Source organism: Roseibium sp. M-1 (assembly GCF_054515675.1).
Genome location: NZ_CM137257.1, coordinates 2,054,772 through 2,073,584, shown reverse-complemented (window position 1 = coordinate 2,073,584; position 18,813 = coordinate 2,054,772). Strand labels below are relative to the sequence as shown.

The window sequence follows — 18,813 nt, the reverse complement described above, 5'->3', positions numbered from 1 at the left end:
GCTTCGCCCTAATGGTGGGTGTTGTTCGCCTCTGGAGGCGTCCCGCGGAAGACAGGAAAGGAAAACACCATGTCCACCGACATTATCTACGTGCCGCTCAACAAGCTTGACGTTGATCCGTTGAATGTCCGCCAGACTTACAGCCAGCAGAGCATCAAAGAGTTCGCCGCTAACATTGAGGCCGAAGGCATCCTGCAGAATCTGTTGGGCCGCAAGGCTCCCGGCAACGGTCGATACTACGTTTCGGCCGGTGGGCGGCGCTACCGGGCTGCCCGGCTGCTGGCCGAAGCCGGAAAACTGACCGCCGACTATTCGGTGCCTTTGAAGGAAATCACCAAGGAACAGGCTGTCGAGTTGAGCCTCGCTGAAAACTGCCTAAGGGAAACGCTCAACCCTGCCGATCAATTCGAAGCTTTCCGCGATTTGGCCAACAACGGACAATCCGTTAAGGACATTGCCGCCAAGTTTGGCACGACGGAAAGCATCGTCAAAAAGCGGCTCGCTCTTGGTCGGGTTGCGCCGGAGTTGCGCGATCTTTATCGCCGCGAGCAAATGTCATTGGATCAGTTGGCTGCCTTCACCGTTAACGACGATCATGACGAACAGAAACGGGTCTGGGAAACTCTGCCGTCCTATAACCGCACTTCCCATGCCATCAAACATGCCCTCGTGGGGGAGGGTATTCGCGGTACGGACAAACGCATTCGTTTTCTCGGCGGCTTTGAAGCCTATGAAGCGGCGGGAGGAGAGGTCAGACGCGATCTTTTTGACGAACAAGGCGGCGGCTATGCCACGGACGCGGCCTTGGTCGAAAAATTGGTGGCCGGGAAGCTGGCCGAAGCCGCCGAAAACGTGAAAGCGGAGGGGTGGAAGTGGGTTGAGATCGTTCCAGACATCGACTGGACGGAATTGCGGGCATATGACCGCCGGTATCCGGAAAAGGTCGAACTGACGGCGACACAGCAGGACGAACTAAATCGGCTTCATGCGCAGTACGATGCCTTGACCGAACAGATCGATACGGGGGACGCAGGTGAAAACGCGGAAGTCGACCTTGATGCGCTGCTGGAGAAGATCGACCAACTTGACCGGGCGGTCTTTCCGTCCGCTACGCTCCAGATTGGCGGCGCACTGGTGTCCTTGACCTATCTAGGGGAACTGTGCGTTGAACGAGGACTGGTGAAGACCAAAGACAAACCCCAGCAGCAGAATGACGAGGAAGAGGATGACAGGGATACGGTCGGGAACGCCCCAACGCCCGTCCTAAAACATTCGGTCGCCCTGATTGAGGACCTGACCGCGCAAAAGACTGCCGCCCTGCGCTTGGAACTGGCGAATAATCCCGCTATCGCCCTTGCCGCCGTGGTCCATGTGCTGTTGTTGCAAGTTGCTTATGCCGATTTCCAAGCCATCGAGCACAGCGCTCTTGAACTCTCCCTGACGCATACTCGACTGGAAGGCAATATGAAGCAGCCAGAGGGGTGTACGGCCTTGGCGGAAGTGGAAGCTCTACATGAGCAGTTCGGCAGCCGTATTCCCGGCAATCCTACCGATCTATGGAATTGGTGTCTTGATCAATCCCGTGCCGAACTTCTGGATTTGCTGGCCTTTGCTGCAGCGCATACGGTCAATGCGGTTGAGAGCAAATTTGCCCGAGGAGCGCAGATCGAACATGCCAACAGGCTTGGTCGGGCGCTTACGATCGACATGCACAGCTACTTCCAGCCCACCGCCGACAGCTATTTTCAATATCTAAACCGAAATAGTATCGAGGCTGCCGTGACCGAAGCGTGTGGAGCCGATTGTGCTAAAGGTATTGCGAATATGAAAAAGACTGTAGGGGTGTTGTTCGCTGAAAACATGGTCAAGGGCATAAATTGGTTGCCGAAACCTGTGCGCTTTGACGCAGTTGCTGCCGTAATTGGCGGCAATGTTGAGACCTCCGAAGAATATCCCTTTCGGTTGAATAATTGACCGTACTTTCCGGACTTGATCGGCTGAATAGAAAAGGCACCCGAAATTCGGGTGCCTTGGCCGTCAGTATTCCGACGCCAACAAGATCGTCATGACCCTCGTAGTGACCTTCGGGTCGGCCGGATCGTCGGAAAGATACTGGAGGCTCAGATCGTAATAGTCGATCTTGAACATGATCCGCTCACCCTCCCAGTCCAGCAGGGCGCAGTCATGTTCGCCGTGCGGATCGTTGTCTGTGTTGAAATCGTCAAATGCCGCCACCGCGCACATAATCTTGTTGATCTGTGCTTCGCCGAGGGCGGTGATACCGGGGGTAAGCATCACTTTGCCGCCTTGTAGGGTGCGGCGCAGATCGTCATTGAGCCGGCGGATCTCCAACACACGGGATGAAAGAACTTCTTTGGACATCGGTTTCTCCGTTCCTATTAGCTGCCTCGCACGGGATGTGCGGGGCAGCGGCCAGGAACGGAGCGTTTGTCCGGGTTAGTGTTTTATCCGCCGGAAGCAATTAGAGCGCGGTTTGGTTTTGATCCGGGTCTTGTCGAGTTTCGCGCAGCCGTAACGCAAACGACAGAGCTTCAAACAGGATCATGCGCCTTGGTTCATTGTCCCAGCAGGCTGGTTTCTTCGGCAACTGATCCAAGAGTTCGGGGAACTCCTCAGCGAGTGCCCGGGCTTCTCGGTATTTGTCTTTGTGGTGGCGCACCTTGGTGGTAGTCATATTGAGCGCGCTGCTCCTTGCGACGGCCTCAAAGACAGCTTTCATGACTTCATGGGTACGGCCGCGCTTGCGGGCGTTGCTGCCGACTTTTTCCGTCACGACGGCACCTGGATCGATTTCCTCGATCCACCCTGTGACCCTTTCGATTATGGTTTCAGACGAATGGGAGGCCGACTTAGAAACTCCCCAGGTCAACACTTTCTCCTCGCCTGAGAGCACTACGTAGGCGATCCGGCCCCTGGACACGGCAATGCCCATGATCTTGAACTTAGACACGATGGGAATGCTTGGCTTCTAATCGCTCGGCCAGACTGTTGAGGGTGTGTTTGCGGTTGAACCGTTCCAGCCAGTTTCGATTGCGCGTCGGCAATGTGGCTAGTCGAGCTTTCAGATCGGTTCGAATGTCTTCGAATACCGCACCGAACAGGCTTTCAAAAGTGCGTCCGAAAATGAGCGACAACGCGCAGATTTCCGGCACGGTTGGTAGCACCTTACCGGTTTCGAGCGACGACATCCGCCGGGCGTTTATGTTTAGTAAATGGCAGCAGTCTGACTGCGAGAGACCCGATTGGCGTCTGACACGCTTCAGGTCAAGAGCAAAAGAACTATGCATTGTTGTTGTGATAGGTTCCCGATCAACGGCGCAATGGGTAACCGTCAGCCGGGATTAGCTATTATCAAAGAACACTCTACAAGCGGATCGGAGCGATGTGCCTGCTATGTGGAGGGGTGAAACCCCTCCAAATCGGCAATCGCTCCATCCGCTCGTCAGTCGCTTCGGTACCCACTTGCCCCGGTACCCTCCATTCTTTCCCATTGCCCGTACAGGGTACCTTTTTGTGAAATCAAAACAATGTACCCCCGGTGTGCAAAAAAACTGCACCAAAGGGCACCTTTCGCTGACGGCCATGCCGGGTACAATTTTGGTCATGTCACATGACAAAGAGATACCGCCTGAATTGGAGCGCTACCTTGCGCTCTGCGAACGCGCCTATGAGCGCATGGTCAGGGAGGGCACTTGGCCGTGGCCGGATTCGCCACATTTTGACGATGTGGTAGAGTCCGGGGACATTAAAAGCGATAATCAAAATGACATATGAAACAATGTTTTGGCTATGTGCGCGTGTCGTCTTTGAAGCAAGGCGAGGGCGTTTCATTGGACGCGCAGAAGGATGCTATCCAGCGGTTTGCGGAAGCCAACGACATCACCATTATCAAGTGGTTTGAGGAACAGCAGACGGCAGCGAAGTCGGGCCGTCCGGTGTTTAACCAAATGCTGAAAGCTCTCAAGTCGAAGAAGGCCGCTGGCGTCGTAATGCACAAGATCGATCGGAGTGCGCGCAACTTCTTTGATTGGGCGAAAATTGGCGAGTTGGCTGACAACGGCATTGATGTTCACTTTGCCACCGAAAGTCTCGATTTCCAATCGAGGGGAGGGCGCTTGACTGCGAACATCCAGATGGCGGTGGCCGAGGATTACGTCAGGAACCTACGCGCGGAAGTCTTTAAAGGACAGCGTGGTCAAATGGAGCGGGGCTTTTATCCGTTCAGCGCGCCACTTGGATACCTGAATAACGGCAAGCGTCAGCTCAAAACCATCGATGCAACATTGGGGCCGCTTATAAAGCGGGCCTTTGAACTCTATGGCAGTGGTCAATACTCCTACGACACTCTCCGGCATGAACTGGCCAACCACGGCTTTACACAGGCTTCCGGAGCACCGCGTTCTCGCGGCTGTCTGGAAGCGGTGCTGGCCAATCCGTTCTATGCCGGCGTAATTCGGATCAAGCGCTCTGGAGAGGTCTTTCAAGGTGCTCATGAACCGCTGATCCCGGTGGAACTGTTTGAGCGCGTCCAGGCCATCAAAGCGGGTAAGTCCGGCAAGAAAGTCACCCGGCACAATCATCTCTTCCGGGGACTGTTTGATTGTGGCCAGTGTGGCCGCTCAATGATCCCGGAACGGCAAAAAGGCAATGTCTACTACCGGTGTCATTTTGCGGATTGTGCGAAGAATTCCGTGCGGGAGGAACCGCTAGAAAAAAAGGTGATCGAGGTGCTGCAGTTGGTGCGGATCCCCGAGGACTTTGACGTGATCGTTGATCAAGCCTTTAAACGCTGGCAACAAACTATCGGCGATACCTCCACCAAGCAAAACAGCCTGGCCATGCGGCTTGTTCAGATTGAAGAACGCATCGAGAAACTGGAAGACGCCGTCATTGAGCAGATTATCGACAAGACTTCGTTCGAAAGACGAAAAGAAAAGCTGCTTCTGGAGAAGACCGCGATCACCAGGGTGATGAGGAAAGTCGTGCGATTTCATCAAAGTCCTGAGGTGATACGCCGTTTTCTCGAACTCGTGAAAAGCCTTGCAGATCACTACATTTCGGCTGAACCGCCGCAAAAGCGAGAGATCGTTGAAATCGCCCTGTCGAACCGGAGGGTGACGGCGAAATACGTGTCTGCAGAGCCATCGGATTGGCTTGAACGGACTGAACGCGCCGTGGCCAACCTTACGTGTGCAGTCACGTGTGCTCATTCTCGAACTTCTGACGGTACTGACGGCGATACGACAACGGACGCATCAGCTCGTCAATGTACCCCATGTGCAGTCACGTGTGCTCATTCTCGAACTTCTGACGGTACTGCGGCAATCAAGGAACTGACCGAACTGGCGAGATCACCGGCGACAGCGCGCCTATATACCCTATTCATGGCCGGATACAAAAAGGCGGCGTTTGGACAACGGGGCGATCAGTCTAGCCAAGCCGCTGCATGACGCCGGTCAAGGAATACATCACGACCCTGGGTGAGACCCGTGGTCGGCCGCCGCACCGGCTATTCGGAATGCATCAGGTTGATCGTCTGTATCACACCTACGTCGTCGGCCAGACTGGAACCGGAAAATCAACCCTGCTGGGGCAGCTTATCAAGCAGGACATCACCCACCAACAAGGGTGCTGCCTCATTGATCCACACGGAGATCTGGCGCGGTCAGTGGTGGATGCTGCGGGCGACGAGGTGATCTACTGGGATGCGGCTGATCCAGCCTGTCCATACGGTTATAACCCGCTAACTTTTGTCGCCGAGCAGTACCGGCCCCTGGTCGCTTCCGGTCTCATCGATACGCTCAAGAAGCAATGGGCGGATGCCTGGGGCGCCCGCATGGAGCATATGCTTCGATACGCGCTCCTGGCTTTGCTTTCTCGCCCCGGATCAACCTTGCGGGACATCGTTCCGATGTTCTTGGACAAGGACTTTCAGAAGCAGGTTCTCAGCTCCGTTACCGACGAGCAGGTACGGTTCTTCTGGTATCGTGAGTTTCCGAAAATGAACTACAAAACGGCCGTGGATGGTGTGGCGCCAATTGCGAACAAGCTGGGTGCTTTCTTGGCACATCCCATGGTTAGAAAAGCTGTCTGTGCGCCGGAACAACCGCTGCGTTTTCGGGAGATCATGGACAAAGGACAGACGCTGATCGTCAATCTATCCAAGGGCAGTCTGGGCAACGATGTGACGGATATTTTAGGTGGGTTGATCGTCTCGTCCATCGCCCTGGCAGCCTATAGTCGGCAGAACCAGCCGGAAGCAGGCCGCAAGCCCTTCTTCCTCTATATCGACGAGTTCCACGCATTCACCACCTCAGCCTTTGCCGACATGCTTTCGGAACTGCGGAAATACAAGCTGGGGCTTATTCTCAGCCATCAGTACACCGGTCAACTCGACAGCGGCGTATTGGAAGCAATTCTGGGCAATATCGGAACCTTAATGGCGTTCCGCGTGGGAGCGACCGATGCGGCAATGTTGGCCAAACAATTCGGGTCAGGAAAATCGGAGCGAGCCGACTTGGTGGGGTTGAATAACTACAAACTTTTAGTCAGAACGATGTTAAATAATCAGAAAACGAAAGTATTTTCTGCGAGTTTAGTGGAACCGAAATAAAGGGTGGGGCATAGTGAAGCAATAGTCATCAATTTGAAATAGTATTGAATATTTGCTACCGTATACAATATGCATTGTTAAATGCCATCATTGCAATTTATTTCTGTTCGTTGCTATGTGAAATATCCATAATAAAAATAAACTCATGAGTGAGGTATATAATACTAAAAGAAGAGCGTATTTGAGCCAGAATTATATAAAAAACAGAGCTCTTATCAGATATCTAGTAGATAAATCGTCCATTACCGAACGGGATTCTGTCGTGGAGATTGGATCAGGTCGGGGGGATATTACAGAATATTTGCTAGCAAAAGCCAAGTATGTGTACGCTATCGAAAAAGACAAAGAGAATTGCATATATCTGAATGAAAAATTCTTTCATCAGAAGAATTTCAAACTTATGTCGGGCGATGCACTGTGCGCAAATATCCCCTTTGTAGATTACAAATTGTTTTCCAATCCGCCATTTTCTATTACATCAAAGATCGTCGATAAATATCTTCTTTCGAAACCTTTTCCATCGGATGCATATCTAGTTCTGCAGAAAGAAGTAGCCGATAGATTGACGGGCTTTAGAAAGCAGAGCCCGAGCTCGATTGTCATTGCAAACCTTTACAAAACAAAACTATTACACCGTTTTAAGAAAAGCGATTTTTCCCCAGTACCGAGCGTAAACGTGCAACTAATTCAATTCAAAAGAAGAGAAGCAAATTCGTCTATAACAGAAAATCCTCGAGAATTTCGAAGGTTTTTAAGTATGTTCTTCGTAGATAAGAAGAGTAGCATCAAGTCAAATCTTGAGAAAAAGTTTTCAATAGAAGAGATAACGCAAATGTCAATACATATTTCGTTTAATCAAACCTCAAAACTTGATACATTAACTTGGTATCAATGGCGAGATATCTATAATATATATTTTCTACACTCTACATGATGAGTATTCCACTCTTTTCGACATCGATATTGTTCCCGGAAAACACCAGAGGAGAAGAGTTATCTCCTGCATAATGTTCAATAAAGATCTGATTTCGTGGCCACTCCTTTAGATATGGAGCCCGAGGAGTGCAGATAAAATTGTATCCCTTCGGAAAATAGGTGTACTCAACACCAAGTTGGTGCAGGGTTAAGGCAAAGCAAATTTGGTCAAAGTAGAAATCTAGCTCTCCACGAAAAGTTTCATAGGTCTTGTGAAAATTATCTTGCAAAGCAGTATAAAAGGAGTCCTTTAAGTTGTTCTTCAAAAAATATACACCTGTATTTATTAATGGAAACATGTCTCTGCGTTCATGGACGTAATAATCGTAAGAGGGACGATCCGAGAAATCTCCAATAGGAAATTCAACTCCTAAGACAGTATAAAGTTTTCTATACGTGTCTTCGGACACGTCTTGCAATGCGTCAAAAGCAACTATGGCTGCTTGCGAAACATCAAAATCTAACGGTTGATGCACGATCGTATCACAATCTAGAAACAATATATCTTTGTCTCCACGATAGCCTTCGCCGACGAGCATTTTGTTTGCTATAGGAAACGATGCATCCACCTTGCGAGCCGCATTAACGTTGGTTACTTTCAAGTCACTGAGTTGACAAAGAGTGGCTGCACTGAGAGGTTGTGTATGGATAAACACAATTTCTACACCCGTGCTCCAATTCTTCCGGATTGATTTTATGCTTAAAAATAGTTGATCAATAAGCGTTGTGCCATCAGCCTTTTTACGGGAGTTTGTCTCGTCACCAGTAAAGATAACTACTAAATTTTCTTCGATTTCTTTATTCATAAGACCGCCTCAAGAAAAATGTCAGCTATTTTGTGGGGTAAAAAATCCTCGTAGCTATTGCTGCAGGTTCTCGATGATGCTTCCCAAAATGCCGGATCAGCAAGAAGCCTGTCAATGAGCTCAACCGCGCATTTTTTATCTGAATAGAGAAGTGAGCGCGGTGTAAATTCGGGGAACGACGCGAAGTTTGGTGCGATTCCTGGAATACCCATCATGAAGGCATCGATCATGCCCATTGACCAATTTGCATTCTTCCTAAAGGGGCCTAATACGATAGAAGAATTCGCTAATATTTCGTCGCGATAAGTAGGTCTGTTATCGCCATCTTCCCGGATAAGGACGTTTTCGTGCTGCTTAAGGAAAGTTCGGTAAGTCTCAGTTTTCGGATCCAGTTTCTTCCTTTCAGCGCTTTTATTTGCAAAAAAATCCGTAATTAAAAATTTTACGTCAGTTCCTTTGTAATGTTCTAAAATATCAAGCAAGAAGTCGGTTCCATATTGTTCATACAAACGTGAACTGTATAGGATAGTTTTTCTCCCGGGATCAAATTTCATTGGCGGATCTACAATGAAAAAGGGATCGGCGGGCGGTGGCATGATGACAATCTTCTCCTTGTTTATGGACAAGTTATAGTTTTTGGCTAGTCTAAATAGAAAATTACGAGAATAGTTACTAGTCACGAAAAACACGTCAGAGCTTTTTAATGCGCCAAAAACTCGAAACAGTATTAACTCTGCCAATTCTGAATGATTTAAAGATGGATCCCATACAACAGCCCCTTTTTCCATGTCGAGAGCAGGCAAGTAGTGATAATAAGTGGTTAGTTTAGTCTTGCCAGACATTCCAAGAGTTACTAATAACGCACGCCAACCAGCACACTGCTCTATTTGATGGCAGAAGATTACGTCTGGATTGAGAGCCTCAACGATTTCCTTGTTACGATCCCAATCGAAGCGAAAGCGCACATCATACTTGTTTTTTCCTGGTTCAAAAAACAAGTGTTGCGCACCTCTTACTTGCACTTCGAATGGGGAGGCAATGACTATCTCATGCCCCCTATTGAGGATTTCGTTGAAGAATAGGCGATGAAAGATGACACCAGAATCGCTTCCCGTATTTTCACGATTACTCACATTCAGAATTGATAGAATCTTCATTTCTTTTCCGAACCACAGCTAAACCTGGAAATACTGGAAGTCTGAAAACTTCGAATTTTTTAGTATCGAGCTTGAGTAGTGCCTCGTAGCCTCCAGTGGCTGGGTCACTGTCTTTGAGTGCTGGATCCACATCATGAGCTAAAACGATGGCATCTTGGGACAATACGTCATAATATTGATTGAAATCATGCATAATACCTTCGAAGCTATGATCACCATCAATAAAAAGCAAATCAATGTTTTTCGGACAGCGAGGGTGTCTTAAAAATGCAGCGGACGTGATCTTAAAATGCTCCACGAAATCTTCGACACCGAATTTTTGCCAGTGTTTTACTGTAGCCTTTTCATCGTCCCAAAAGCCGATCCCATACCAATGGTTAGGGTCATTTCTTTCGGAAGAAAAGGAAGGGTCGACAAAAAAAACCTTTCCGATGCCATTTTCCTCGACAAGTTTTGTATCCCAACATGTAACTTCTTTTATGTGTGTCCCCGCATTGTCTTTTAGGCCCAGCGCGAGGGTAATAACTGAAAAGCCTGCCTTTGATCCGATAACACAAATGTTTTTAGGTCGAAGGACGCGCACCATGCCGTAATAAATGAATCCGAATCCCATGTTGTTGTCGCTTGGGGATATCGCCTGGAAGCTAGGCAATGTCTCTGATAGGAGTTTCTCGATGGTTTCGGGCGTTAGAGACTTCATAACTAAAAAATGCTCCTGAAATAATTCTTTTCGAATTCTTCTACACTGATGGGATCAATTTTTTGTTGATATTTGTTAAGATACTGTAATCTTGAGTTCGGCTTGGGACTGCAGAAAAAAGGTGCCGAATACCTAGATTTGTTTTCTTTAGAGTCTATTTCTGGATTATCAACTGTATGAAGGTTGGCCTTTATTTCTCCACGAGTAATGAACTCAAGCAGAAGGCCCGCTTGCACCAGGCAGGAGCCTCTTTCAATTAAGACTGTCTCCCAGTCATTGTTCGTCCTATCGAAAACACTTAAGCCGGTATTTATGGGAAGAGGCGATGGTATAAGCGTAATTAGAGTATTATCACAGTGCATGCTCTGCCTGCGCGCACCGTTCTGGTGTCCGCTCTCAATTGGGAAGTAGTGAATTAAGTGAATGCCTTCTATCGAATCTGTGTCTACCAATCCGAGGAGTTCTTCTTCTTTGGCCTCCAGCGTGCGTTCTAAAAGGTGCAGAGAATTTATTGATATTTGCTTTAGGGATTTTTGGTATGTTCTGATAATATTCCACTCAAGATTTAATTCCTCAGGCCAATTTTCTTTAGTAGGGCTTATGTCCCAAGTTTCCAGTAGGTTGGGTATCCCGGAATCAAGCGCTTTCGCTACACCGAACGGGCTGAAACCGTGAGCCAGCGGGTCTTTCTTTTTGTCGATTGCATGTTGTTTTTTTCGCTCTGGAGGGAGTGAAAAGAGCGCCACGAGCGCTGCGTGTACTTGATCGACTAACTCAGTATCGAGGCAATCTCGTAGAATAAAGCAGCCAGTTTTTTGTATTTCGGAAAGTAAGGTCCGACTTTTAATTTTAGGAAGTTCTTGAATATATATTGACGGTACATGTGTCATCGCATATTTACGTCCAAGTTGGTTTCACTTTGACTCAGTGAACTTTGCTTATTCGCAGCAATGTAGCCAGAAAACAAACGTTTTAGGAGGAAACATGGATACTCTTCGAACGTTGTCAGAATTCATTTACTCAACGTGAAAGTCAAGATTGCTGCCGCCGGACTAAATAGAAAGTTTAGAGGTGTTGCACTCTAGTGCATTTTGACTGTACTAAGATAAAACATATGCAACTTAATGATGAATTGTCAACTGCTTTGCAGCCGCAAAAAGCGGAATGAAACAGTCGGATCCAGCCATTGGAATTTCTTTAGCTAATCCTCAAGCGAACTGATTGAATTTATGGTGATAGGATTTCTACGACATACGAATGTAGTTAGTTGCACCGGAGGGAAACAAAGAAAGATGACTCTTCCAAGTCGCGCTGAGAATTGGAAGAGCTAGGAGGTAAATTTACTATTTTCAGCTGCCAAGAAATGTCAAATCTGGTGGATTGTATTAATAATAAAGTTGGAGATTGCTATGAGTAGTCTGCGGTTTAGTCGCAAGAGAATTCTAGTGACGGGCGGTGCTGGGTTTATAGGTTCGCATCTTTGCGACAGATTACTTCATCAGGGTCATGACGTTCTCTGCGTAGACAACTTGTTTACCGGGACGAAGCGCAACATCCTCCATTTGCGTGTTAATCCGCGTTTCGAGTTCTTACGGCACGATGTGATTTTTCCACTATATGAAGAGGTCGATGAAATTTACAACCTTGCGTGTCCAGCGTCGCCTATAAATTACCAGCACGATCCGGTTCAGACGACCAAGACTTCTGTACTTGGGGCGATCAACATGCTGGGGCTTGCGAAGCGGCTAGACTGTAAAATTCTTCAGGCGTCCACTAGTGAAGTGTACGGTGACCCGGCTATACATCCGCAACCTGAATCCTACTGGGGAAATGTAAACCCAATAGGATTACGTTCTTGTTACGACGAAGGGAAGCGTTGTGCAGAGACCTTATTTTTTGACTACCATCGGCAACATGGCCTGAAAATTAAAGTGGCACGGATATTCAACACCTATGGGCCGCGATTGCATCCTGCAGACGGTCGCGTTGTGTCGAACTTCATTGTGCAGGCTCTGTATGGCAACGAGATCACCGTTTATGGTGAGGGAATGCAAAGCCGCTCATTTTGCTATGTGGATGATTTAGTAGAGGCACTGTTGCGGCTCATGGATACAGAGGAAGAGTTCACTGGGCCCGTTAACCTTGGAAACCCAGAAGAATTCACGATACTAGATCTTGCACAAATAATAATCGGGAAGGTTGGAGTACCGACAACAATTGTCTTCAGTGACCTGCCGCAGGACGACCCACGTCAGAGACGTCCAGATATAGCTTTAGCAAAAAGTGCATTGGAATGGGTTCCCAAGGTAAAACTCTCGGATGGATTAGAATGTACTATCAATTATTTTCGTGAACTGCTCCAGGATCGTAATGAACTTTCGTCGTAACCGGCCGGCGCTTACAGCATTGATTGAACCTCCACGGGAGTGATGAGGGAGTCAAAGAAGCCATCTTCGGCCCGAATCTTGCCTCTACGAAATCAAAATTCTGTGGAAAAGTGGAACCGCACCACCGGTATAATTTGGAAATGGGTAACTCTACGGGTAATGGCCGTTACCAGAATTGCAAATAAAATAGTGAAATCAATTAGATGAGTGCGTTCTTCGATTCCGGCTCTGGCACCACTCTTCTTCCCAGCTTTGACAGTCTCCCAGCTCTCACCCGCGTGTCTGCGGCCGCTCCGGTTGCCTGTTTCAACGTGCTCTGAAAAAAGGGCCGAGACGGCCCCTTCGCTAGTTTGAACTGCCGGCGGGCTCTAGAGCGTCATCGTCACCTTGAATTTTCCGGCATCCTTTATCAGGTTCCGGTCCAGGATCTGCTGGAGGCGCGACGTTTCTTCGATCACCCGCATGCCTTCTTCTGAGAAAGTGCGCGCATTGAAGGTATGCTGCGACAGTAGCGGGTTGGTAAGCGCCTGGGAAAAGGCGTCCAGGGCAACCATCCTGCCGATCAACGGCGGAACGGCGGCACGGGGAGCGACGTCTTCGGCGAAGATGCCCACAAACCATTCGATCTTGTCCACCGAACCATAGAGCCGGCGCAGCGCCTCGATGCGTCGCGGATCACCCGTGATCTGTTCGAACGTCGTAACGCGGCCGTAGCCGAAGGCTTCACGATAGTCGTTGTAGCTGGCCAGACGGTTTGTCCGGCCCTGCTGAACGGAGGCAAGCTCAACCGAAACAAGGAAGTCCGCTGTGTTCATCAGCCCGATGTTCCAGGCACGTTGCCGGCTGGCGCTTTCCATCGCCTTGCCTAGCCCGATATCTTTCAAGTGGCTGTTGTCGTAGATGAATTTCTCGCCGGAGACCTTTTTGCCGGCTACATCGAAATAGTCCGGCGTCAGGCTGTGCCAGCGGTAAAGCAGATTGAATTCAATCGGAATCCAGTTGGGCTTGTTCCACTCCGCCTTCCAGCATACGGACGGATCGGCGCTGAGCTGGAAGTAATAGGGCGAGATGTGGTTGATGTATTCCTCCACCACGATCTTGATCAGGAGCGCAATGTTGATGTTGCGCGCCGTCTGGAAGACCCTTTCGTCGTCCCATGCCGGATGCGCCTTTTCAAGGAGGCCGCAGAGCCGGTTATGCTCGCGCAGGAACAACGTCGTCAGCATGGCGGTGTAGGGAGTAGTGTTGGCGCGCTCTCCCGCGAAGGCAAAGATATGACGCTTGATGGCGGCAACGCGCTCGGGACCATCGCGGCGCTCGACGGTTTTCAGAAATTCATCGAGCCTCAGCGGCGGCGCAAGAATCAGAAACTCCGGTTTGACGTTCCCTTCCTCGTCGAAATAGGACGGTGCATAGTCTTCGCCATCCGGACCTGTTTCTGTCTTCAGACGCCCCTTCTTGCCGCTTTCCTCGGACTTTGCACGAATGGCGTCGCTATGGGCGCGATTGAGGCCGTAGAGGGTGTTGAAGTCGATGTGATGGGACGTATGCGTCTTACGGTTCTGGTAAACCCTCTTGCCGTCGACCTCAATAAAGTCGTCGGGAGCGGTCATCAGGAAACCGTCGGTGAACCATTGCGCGAAGGAGAGAAAGAGCACGCTGCTGTCTTCGGAAAGCGTTTCCTCGCCTTGCTTGACCTCGTAGAGTTCGCGCAGGGCCTCGAGTGACGGCAGGTCGCCAAGATCCTTTTGAGGCAGATGGCGCTTGAACCAGTCCCGGTCCATCATCGATTCCCAGGACGTATAGCCGGCCATCTGCTCGTTGATATCGCCGCGCACGGGCATGGAGCTGTAGGGCGAGGGACGCGTTCGGGCACGCATCACCGCGCTGTTGATGATGTAGTTGTTGGCGATCCGTCGCAGCGGACCGATTGCCATGACGAAGTTCCAGAGCCACGGAAAATGGCTGAGGACATAAGCCTGCAGCCGGTTGGTGAACCCGTCGGCGCTTTGGTCACGTGGCGGATGATCGCGAAGTTTTCGTGTCATGAGGCTGTCCTCGGCTGTCGGGTTTCGGCGGTTACGGTCCGCGAAATCAGTTGTTCTGGGGTGTTTGGGAAGCTGCGCGCACGGATCGGGCACCCGGATAGATGAGAGCCCTGGCATGTCCGAGCGACGCGTATTGGTCCGGTGACGTTGCCAGCGGAATGCGGATGCACTCGGGGCTCCGGTTCGGGTTCATGTCGAGCCGGCTGACGGCATCGTTGTCCAGGATCGGTTCATCGATCTCGATCTCGCAAAGATCCAGCCAGGGATAGGCCTCCTCGTCCCAGGCCCGCGCAGGGTTCAGGACCTCGTGGTTGGGATGAACGGCCTCGGGCTCTGGGTGAATTTGCCCCTGCAGGACATAGCGAACCTCGGAATTCTGCACCTGATAGATCCATTCCTGCCGCAAGAAATCGGGCGCGCGCGGGTCGTCGGGCAGCGGATCCATGGACGGTGCGCCGTTGGCCTGAAACTCCTTGCGGGGCAGGCCACGCTCCGGGCCCCGGTCGCCAGGGATCAGGCGGAAACGGATATAGGAGCGGACGCCGGACCGGTCATGAAACTCGAAACATTGCCAGGTGTGATAGCGGCTGTTCAGAAACGAACCGCGGATCCGGTAGGCCTCGATTAGCTCCGGTTCCATCATGAGGCCCTGCTGGACCAGAACCTTCCGCTGTTCCGCGTCCGCGTGAACAAAGGTGCTGAAATCCCGGATCGTGCGCACGAAGAGTTGCCGTCCCGCGTTCATGAGTATGTCCAGAACACCGGGCCCTTCATGCCCGTTGTTGCCGTCGAAGAACTTCAGCGACGTGGCGACACCGTCGCGGGCACGGTCATCTTCCCGGGCTCCCGGCGAGGAATGCCGCAGGACAACCGGAAGGGTCTTGCCGGCGACGAAGAAATCGTTTTCCGGAAAGTCCGGCGACACGATGAACCGGGCGCGCCCGCGGCCGGCGGCACCATAGGTATGCGTGCCGCGGCCGCGTTTCGTGTGCGACAGGTAGCCAAATGTCCTGGCGAGGGTGTCGAGAACCGCCTTGAAATCGTCGTCGATCCCTTCGCGCAATTCCGCCTCGCTGAGACGGAGGTTCTCCCGGCTCAGGACAGACATCTTTGCGCGCTCCACCTGGCTCGCCACGTAGACCGCCTTGCGAATTTCGTTGACCTGACCGACGGGCCGGTGATCGGCGAGGGATTGCCAGGGCGAGTATCGCAGGTTTTCGCCGAATGAGACCCTTTCCGCCGTGTGGAAAGCCTGTGCGGGGATCGTGATCCGGGCAACCGTGACGAACGGCAGATCCCACTCCACGGTGGGATTGTCTACAAGCGCGTCATCGGCGTCGGGATGGATCTGGACCTGGAAATCAAAGGTCACTGGCTGTGAACCTTCGCCAAGACGCTCGGCCATGCGTTCCCGCAGGTAGTCATGCGTTGGTCCGGGACCCTCGGCCTTGCCTTCCTCGGCAGGCACCGCCCGGTACCGGCATGCGGTTTTCCGTTCCTCGTCGCCGAACCCGTAGGGCACCTGGCTCCAGTAACGGCTCTTCAGCGGGCTCTCCTGGATCTGCTGCCGAAACCCTTGCAGAACCGCCAGATCCTGCGGGTGTTCCTTCATCAGAAAGGCGATGAACTCTTCCGGCGGCTTTCCTCTGGGGGCGCTCTGGGCGAAATCCTTCATGAAGAGCACATAATCGGCAGCCGTGCGGATGAAGAACACCGGATTGTCCGCCAGAATGAAGTCCTGTTCTCCTTCCGGCGTACCGGGCATCGCCGGATCGCCAGCCACGTTGTAAAGCTTGATCGCCATGCCGTGGATGTCCGGAAGCCTGTCGTCCTTCTGGGCGCCGTTCGAAAACCTGATATGGGCCTGATAGCGCCCCGGCTGGCGGAACAGTCCCACGCGGTACTCTTCCGCGATTCCATCCAGGACTTCGAAGGTCGCATCGACACAGCCATGCATCTTGAAATGCTGGCCGCGCTTATGCGGCTGTGTTGCCCGCATCATGGCGATTTGAATTGCGGTGACGGTTTGTATTTCCAGATCGATATCGCTCATCACGGGTATGCTCCAATTTGAACGGTGGCCCGGAATACCGCTAGGCAGCGGCTTTCCGGGTCTCAGTCAAAGTGTCTTCAGATATTCCAGCAGGGCCTCGAACTCATCGGCGTGCTCGGGCGATGACCAGTCGAGACGAAGCGCCTTGCCCTCGATCAGGAGGTCCCGATCGTGGCCACGGTTCGTCCAGCCGTCCCGCGAGGTATCGTGTGTCGAGACCGTCGGATACCGGGCCTTGAGCTCTTCGAGACGATCGGCTTCCCATTCCCAGCCGACCGCATCGGTGTCGTAGGAAATGGCGCCGCGCAGAAATTCCGCCGGGCGGAGACCGGGTTTCAGCAGCTGGGTCAGCGTCGGCACGGACCCGTTGTGCAGATAGGGCGCCCGCGCCCAGATGCCGTCGAGCGGCGGCGCCAGATAGCCCTGATTGGCCGTTTCTGTTGTATCCCGCAGGATCTGGTAGCCGGGGGCGACACAGGGCCGGATCTCGCGGCCGTCTCGGTCGCGGTAGGTGAAATCGGTGTTGTGACAAGCGGCCTTGAAGGCCTGCAGGAACTTCTCCGCACCGGCAGCATTGAGCACCTGGGCACGATTCATGTCGGTCCCGATCTGGGGATAGCGCTGGCTGTTGCGCGGCCGGTGGCAGGTGCCACAGTTTTCCGCAAATAGCGCTTCACCCCGGACAGCCTTGGCGAGATCCACATCGAACGGGTAGGGCGCTGAAGGCAGGCCAAGGAGGTATTCCGCAACAATCGCGGCATTCGAAAGATCGACCTTGTCCGGCGAACCGATGATCGGCAACTGAGCCGCGATATTTCTCCAGAACCGTTCCAGCACGCTGCCGTCCCACTGGCCTGTAGACCTGTCCGCCTGGTTCCAGACAGACGGAGCGTCGGTGACCGTTGCAAAGCGCGGCAGAGCGTCGGGCAGGGGGCTGCTCAGCAGCTCCTCAAGCTTGCCGTTTTGCGCAGCTTCGATGGCGATCAGATCGGCGAGCAGATCACCGCTGCCGTCGGACTGGCCGGCGCTGTGTCCGGCGAGCCCTGGAGACTTGTCGCCCCCGCCGTAGCTGGAACCAGGACGGGTTTGGAGGACAACCGCGGCAGACCGGACACCTGAGCTTTGCGCCAGCCCTTGCAGGAAACGGATGATGTTTTCGGAAAAGATCTGGCGCTGGATGGCGTCGACACGGTTGACGTCTTGAGGAGAAATCTGCGGCAGACCCTTGGCGAAATAACCTTCAGGTTTTGCCGCGGTGAGGTCGAGCAGCGTTTTTGTTGTCGATCCCGGATCCTGCTGCGTTCCGATCTGTTCCGCGCTGAGATAGGAATTCAGAAGGCTCGAAAATGCGCCGCGCCATTTGCGCACGTCGAACTGGGTGTTGGGCGCCCCTTCCAGGTCAAGGGTCCTGTCGCCCAGATCCACCTGACCTGTATGGCAGGCACCGCAGGACAGGGTGACGAACAGGGGCTGGGGAATGGAATAGTCGATTTCCGCAATTGGATTCCCGTTGCCGTCCAACGGCCGGCCCTGGCTGCCGGTGACCCCGAGCCCGCGCGGCAATATCCTGCCCGGCAGTCCGGGATCCGGAAACAGACCGAACTGCCCGAATTCTTCTTCCGGCGGCCCCCAGATTTCGGGCGCAAGGTCCGGCAGCAGTTTCATCAGGACGAGCGGCGCACCGACGAAACCGTTGCCTCCGTTCACGAACCAGGCATGGCCAACCGGATCGGCCTGCCTGTTGCGGTCGATATCGGCGGAGCAAAGTTGTCGCAACTGGTCCCACTGGAGGTCGGGGTCGGCTTTCAGGGCTTCGGAAAGCGAGGAGCGCGATGAACAGCTGGTTTCAGCTGCCGCCTGCAACGGCATCAGGACAATTGCAGCCAACAGAGAGGCAGAGAATGCAGCATGAGGCCGCAATGCTAAAATATTGAAAACCATGACTTCTCCCCCTGCAATTGCGTCGGTCGCACCGCGTCCAGGTGCACCCTCTCAAAGGCCGGTCCGCATCGGATCCCGCGTTCGCCGTGCCGGGTGCGCGATTGGTATGCCG

General features: G+C 52.2%; 15 protein-coding genes. 5 read left to right on the top strand and 10 right to left on the bottom strand.

Annotated elements, in window-relative coordinates; genetic code table 11:
* Positions 1-69 precede the first annotated feature (69 nt).
* Positions 70-1,974: a ParB/RepB/Spo0J family partition protein gene (locus tag ACX3M4_RS09380; RefSeq protein WP_459358318.1), complete on the top strand. Its 1,905-nt coding sequence runs from the start codon at positions 70-72 to the stop codon at positions 1,972-1,974.
* Between the two features lie 63 nt (positions 1,975-2,037).
* On the opposite strand, the gene ACX3M4_RS09375 is transcribed toward ACX3M4_RS09380, so the two are convergent.
* The 3 genes from ACX3M4_RS09375 to ACX3M4_RS09365 form a co-directional block, all read right to left on the bottom strand.
* Positions 2,038-2,382 (bottom strand): DUF3768 domain-containing protein, encoded by a 345-nt coding sequence (locus ACX3M4_RS09375; RefSeq protein ID WP_459358317.1) that lies wholly within the window; start codon positions 2,380-2,382, stop codon positions 2,038-2,040.
* 100 nt (positions 2,383-2,482) lie between these two features.
* Entirely contained in the window at positions 2,483-2,971 is a 489-nt protein-coding gene (locus ACX3M4_RS09370) for a hypothetical protein (RefSeq protein WP_459358316.1), read from the bottom strand.
* Positions 2,964-3,209 carry a hypothetical protein gene (locus ACX3M4_RS09365; protein WP_459358315.1) on the bottom strand — a complete coding sequence of 82 codons (246 nt, stop codon included), beginning with the start codon at positions 3,207-3,209 and terminating at the stop codon, positions 2,964-2,966. Before ACX3M4_RS09365 ends, ACX3M4_RS09370 begins: the two co-directional genes overlap by 8 nt.
* Before the next feature lie 582 nt (positions 3,210-3,791).
* Here ACX3M4_RS09365 and ACX3M4_RS09360 point away from each other — a divergent pair.
* From ACX3M4_RS09360 to ACX3M4_RS09350, 3 genes are all read left to right on the top strand, one after another.
* Positions 3,792-5,471 (top strand): recombinase family protein, encoded by a 1,680-nt coding sequence (locus ACX3M4_RS09360; protein WP_459358314.1) that lies wholly within the window; start codon positions 3,792-3,794, stop codon positions 5,469-5,471.
* The gene (locus tag ACX3M4_RS09355; RefSeq protein ID WP_459358313.1) at positions 5,468-6,634 is read left to right on the top strand and encodes a type IV secretory system conjugative DNA transfer family protein; all 1,167 of its coding nucleotides are present in this window, start codon (positions 5,468-5,470) and stop codon (positions 6,632-6,634) included. Before ACX3M4_RS09360 ends, ACX3M4_RS09355 begins: the two co-directional genes overlap by 4 nt.
* A 145-nt stretch (positions 6,635-6,779) precedes the next feature.
* On the top strand, positions 6,780-7,568 hold the full coding sequence (locus tag ACX3M4_RS09350; RefSeq protein WP_459358312.1) for a ribosomal RNA small subunit methyltransferase A: 789 nt from the start codon (positions 6,780-6,782) through the stop codon (positions 7,566-7,568).
* Here ACX3M4_RS09350 and ACX3M4_RS09345 read toward each other — a convergent pair.
* The 4 genes from ACX3M4_RS09345 to ACX3M4_RS09330 are packed head-to-tail and all read right to left on the bottom strand — an operon-like array spanning position 7,561 to position 11,162.
* Positions 7,561-8,415 carry a hypothetical protein gene (locus ACX3M4_RS09345; RefSeq protein WP_459358311.1) on the bottom strand — a complete coding sequence of 285 codons (855 nt, stop codon included), beginning with the start codon at positions 8,413-8,415 and terminating at the stop codon, positions 7,561-7,563. The genes ACX3M4_RS09350 and ACX3M4_RS09345 overlap by 8 nt on opposite strands.
* The gene (locus tag ACX3M4_RS09340) at positions 8,412-9,572 is read right to left on the bottom strand and encodes a glycosyltransferase (protein ID WP_459358310.1); all 1,161 of its coding nucleotides are present in this window, start codon (positions 9,570-9,572) and stop codon (positions 8,412-8,414) included. The genes ACX3M4_RS09345 and ACX3M4_RS09340 overlap by 4 nt, the downstream gene beginning before the upstream one ends.
* Positions 9,541-10,272, bottom strand: a complete 732-nt coding sequence (locus ACX3M4_RS09335; RefSeq protein WP_459358309.1) for a class I SAM-dependent methyltransferase — start codon at positions 10,270-10,272, stop codon at positions 9,541-9,543. The genes ACX3M4_RS09340 and ACX3M4_RS09335 overlap by 32 nt, the downstream gene beginning before the upstream one ends.
* A 2-nt stretch (positions 10,273-10,274) precedes the next feature.
* Positions 10,275-11,162, bottom strand: coding sequence for a 2OG-Fe(II) oxygenase family protein (locus ACX3M4_RS09330; RefSeq protein ID WP_459358308.1), 888 nt, complete (start codon positions 11,160-11,162; stop codon positions 10,275-10,277).
* A gap of 519 nt (positions 11,163-11,681) precedes the next feature.
* On the opposite strand from ACX3M4_RS09330, the gene ACX3M4_RS09325 reads away from it, so the two are divergent.
* Positions 11,682-12,659 carry a UDP-glucuronic acid decarboxylase family protein gene (locus tag ACX3M4_RS09325; RefSeq protein ID WP_459358307.1) on the top strand — a complete coding sequence of 326 codons (978 nt, stop codon included), beginning with the start codon at positions 11,682-11,684 and terminating at the stop codon, positions 12,657-12,659.
* 368 nt (positions 12,660-13,027) lie between these two features.
* Here the strand turns inward: ACX3M4_RS09325 and ACX3M4_RS09320 are convergent, their stop codons facing one another.
* From ACX3M4_RS09320 to ACX3M4_RS09310, 3 genes are all read right to left on the bottom strand, one after another.
* A complete protein-coding gene (locus tag ACX3M4_RS09320) occupies positions 13,028-14,707 on the bottom strand; it encodes a peroxidase family protein (protein ID WP_459358306.1) in 1,680 nt (559 codons plus the stop codon).
* Positions 14,708-14,753: 46 nt separating this feature from the next.
* Positions 14,754-16,760, bottom strand: a complete 2,007-nt coding sequence (locus ACX3M4_RS09315) for a catalase family protein (protein ID WP_459358305.1) — start codon at positions 16,758-16,760, stop codon at positions 14,754-14,756.
* A gap of 66 nt (positions 16,761-16,826) precedes the next feature.
* Positions 16,827-18,701 (bottom strand): c-type cytochrome, encoded by a 1,875-nt coding sequence (locus ACX3M4_RS09310; RefSeq protein WP_459358304.1) that lies wholly within the window; start codon positions 18,699-18,701, stop codon positions 16,827-16,829.
* Positions 18,702-18,813: the final 112 nt, after the last annotated feature.